This is a genomic window from Rhizobacter sp. P3_B12 (assembly GCF_056402895.1).
Map to the genome: position 1 here is coordinate 1 of NZ_JBFUGN010000718.1, position 3,233 is coordinate 3,233.

Genomic DNA, 3,233 nt, shown 5'->3' on the forward strand with positions numbered 1-3,233 from the left:
CCTGCAGAAGGCGCTGCCGGAGATCCGAGCCAAGGTTCGATGAGCAGCGCCAGCGGCACCGCCAGCGCGCGTGACCGCCTGGTGCAGGCGATGCCGCCGGTGTTCGTGCTGATCTGGAGCACCGGTTTCATCGTCGCGCGCTATGGCATGCCCTACGCGCCGCCGATCTCGTTCCTGTCGCTGCGCTATGCGCTGTCGGTGCTGAGTTTCGGTCTCTGGATCGCGCTGTCGCGCGCCGCCTGGCCGCGCGGCCGCGCGCAATGGCTGCACCTCGCGGCCTCGGGCGTGCTGATGCATGCCGGCTACCTGGGCGGCGTCTGGGCCGCGGTGAAATCCGGCATGGGGGCCGGCACGATCGCGCTGCTGGTCGGCCTGCAGCCGGTGCTGACGGCGGTGTGGATCAGCAGCACGTCGGCGTCGAGCGATGGCGAAGCCCGTGTCTCGTCGCGCCAGTGGCTCGGGTTGGCGCTGGGCCTGTCGGGCCTGCTGCTCGTCGTCTGGCGCAAGCTGGGGGCCGGCGAGCTGACCGCCTGGAACCTGTCGCTCGCCGCGTTCTCGCTGCTGTGCATCACGTCCGGAACCCTCTACCAGAAGCGCTTCGTCGCGCCCTGTGATGTGCGCACCGCCAACACCGTTCAGCTGCTGGCCGCGCTGGCGGTCAGCCTGCCGATCGCGCTGCTCGAGCGCGAACCGATCGTCTTCCATCCGCACCTGATCGGTGCAATGGCCTGGTCGGTGGTCGGCCTGACGCTGGGCGGCAGTTCGCTGCTGTACCTGCTGATCCAGCGCGGCGCGGCCACGCGCGTGACGAGCCTGCTGTACCTCGTGCCCCCGACCACCGCGCTGATGGCCTGGGCGCTGTTCGGCGAGTCGATCACGCCGGCGATGGTGCTCGGCATGGCGCTCACCGCCGTCGGCGTGGCGCTGGTGGTGCGCTCGCCGGCACCGCCGGCGGCGCCAGCCACGGCGGCGTCGCCAAGGCCTGAATGAGCTGCTGCTGAAGCAGCCGCACGCGGCGCGGCACGCTGCTGTTCGGCGCGCGCGGCGGCAGCACCCAGTGCACATCGGCATCGAGCATCGCCCAGCGCGGCAGCACCTGCTGCAGCCGGCCGCTGCGCAGGTGCTCGTGCACGTCCCACAGCGAGCGCAGCATCAGCCCGTGGCCGGCCAGCGCCCAGTCGCGCACCACCTCGCCGCTGTTGCTCGCGAGCGGGCCGTGCACCCGCACCGTCACGGCAGCACCGCGCGGGGCCAGATCCTGCAGGCGCCAGGCGGCGGGCTGGTCGTCGTTCTCGCTGACGACCAGGCAGGCGTGCTGCGCCAGCTCGTCGAGCGTCTGCGGCACACCCGCACGCTCGAGATAGGCCGGCGCGCCGACGATGATGCGCCGGTTCGACGCGAGCCGGCGCGTGACGACGTTCGGATCGCGCGGCGCCCACAGCCACACCGCGGCATCGAAGCCGGCGGCGCGCAGGTCGGGCAGCTGCTCGCGCAGGTGGAGCTGCACCTGCACCTGCGGGTACGCGGCATGGAACTGCGCCAGCAGCGGCCCGAGCCACGCATGGCCGAAGCCGAACGAGCTGCACAGGCGGATCAGGCCGCGCGGCTCGTCGTGGCGCTCGGTCAGTTGCGCCTGCAGCTGCTCGAAGCCCTGCAGCAGCGGCCGCGCCTGCGCGAGGAAGGCCTCGCCGTGCGGCGTGAGCTGCAGCCGCCGCGTGCTGCGGTGGAACAACCGCAGCCCGAGCCGCGACTCCAGCGCCGCCAGCCGCTTCGACACCGCCGGCGGCGCCAGGTCGAGCTGGCGCGCCGCGGCGGCCAGGCTGCCCAGCTCGGCCGCGCAGCTCACCAGCGCGAGGTCGGAGCGCTCGATCATTGATGCCTCCAGGGAACGAATGGGTTTCCGGATTATTGCTTGCCGACCGTGTGCGAGCGCACCAGAATGCGCCGCATGTTCGAAGGATTCGAGAGCCGGCGTTTCGCCGTCGAAGGGGCCGAGATCCATGCGCGGGTGGGCGGGCAGGGTGCGCCGCTGCTGCTGCTGCACGGCCATCCGCAGACGCATGCGATGTGGCAACGCGTGGTGCCGCAGCTCGCGCAGCGCTTCCGCGTGGTGGCGATGGACCTGCGCGGCTATGGCGACTCGTCGCGGCCCGCACCCGATGACGCCCATGCGATGCACGCCAAGCGGGCGATGGCACGCGATGCGGTCGGCGTGATGGCGCAACTCGGCCACGCGCGCTTCGCGGTGTGCGCGCACGACCGCGGCGCGCGGGTGGCGCACCGCCTGGCGCTGGATCACCCCGGCGCGGTGTCGCGGCTGCTGCTGCTCGACATCGCACCGACGCTTGCGATGTACGAAGGCACGACCGACGCGTTCGCGCGCGCCTACTGGCACTGGTTCACGCTGATCCAGCCGGCGCCGTTGCCGGAGCGCATGATCGGCCACGACCCGGTGTACTACCTGCGCAGCGTGATGGGACGGCGCCATGCGGGACTCGCGGCCTTCGATCCGGCCGCGCTCGCGGAATACGAGCGCTGCATCGCGCTGCCGGGCAGCGTGGCGTCGATCTGCGAGGACTACCGCGCCTCGGCCACCATCGACCTCGACCATGACCGCGCCGATCGCGCGGCCGGGCGGCGCGTCGAGGTGCCACTGCGCGTGCTGTGGGCCGAGCACGGCGCCGTCGGGCGCTGCTTCGACGTGCTCGCGCTGTGGCGCGATGCGGCACGTGAGGTCAGCGGCCGGGCGGTGCCCTGCGGCCACTACATCGCCGAGGAACTGCCCGAGCTGCTGCTCGCCGAGATCAACGATTTCCTGGAGGACTGACCCATGAACGCACCCCACGCGACGCACGAGAAGACCCACCGCATCGCCGTCATTGCCGGCGACGGCATCGGCAAGGAAACCGTGCCCGAGGGCCTGCGCGTGCTCGAGGCGGTGGCCGGCCGCTTCGGCATCGGGCTGCAGTTCGACCACTTCGACTTCGCGAGCTGGGACTGGTACGAGCGCCACGGCCAGATGCTGCCGGACGACTGGAAGCAGCAGATCGGCGGGCATGACGCGATCTTCTTCGGCGCGGTCGGCTGGCCCGAGAAGATCCCCGACCACGTGTCGCTGTGGGGTTCGCTGCTGAAGTTCCGCCGCGAGTTCGACCAGTTCGTGAACCTGCGCCCGGCGCGCCTGATGCCCGGCATCCGCTCGCCGCTGGTGGGCCGCGACGGCAAGCCGCGTG

At 71.9% G+C, this 3,233-nt stretch carries 4 protein-coding genes; 3 read left to right on the forward strand and 1 reads right to left on the reverse strand.

What is annotated here, in order from left to right:
• Positions 1-39 precede the first annotated feature (39 nt).
• Positions 40-990 carry a DMT family transporter gene (locus AC1D01_RS26785; protein WP_477871779.1) on the forward strand — a complete coding sequence of 317 codons (951 nt, stop codon included), beginning with the start codon at positions 40-42 and terminating at the stop codon, positions 988-990.
• Here the strand turns inward: AC1D01_RS26785 and AC1D01_RS26790 are convergent.
• Positions 905-1,873, reverse strand: a complete 969-nt coding sequence (locus AC1D01_RS26790) for a LysR family transcriptional regulator (protein ID WP_477871781.1) — start codon at positions 1,871-1,873, stop codon at positions 905-907. The two genes, AC1D01_RS26785 and AC1D01_RS26790, sit on opposite strands and share 86 nt — an antisense overlap.
• 75 nt (positions 1,874-1,948) lie before the next feature.
• Between AC1D01_RS26790 and AC1D01_RS26795 the strand changes: the two genes are divergently transcribed.
• Both AC1D01_RS26795 and AC1D01_RS26800 read left to right on the forward strand, forming a co-directional pair.
• On the forward strand, positions 1,949-2,827 hold the full coding sequence (locus AC1D01_RS26795; protein ID WP_477871783.1) for an alpha/beta fold hydrolase: 879 nt from the start codon (positions 1,949-1,951) through the stop codon (positions 2,825-2,827).
• Positions 2,828-2,830: 3 nt separating this feature from the next.
• Positions 2,831-3,233, forward strand: a 403-nt coding sequence (locus tag AC1D01_RS26800; protein WP_477871785.1) for an isocitrate/isopropylmalate family dehydrogenase, incomplete at its 3' end; no start/stop codon positions are given.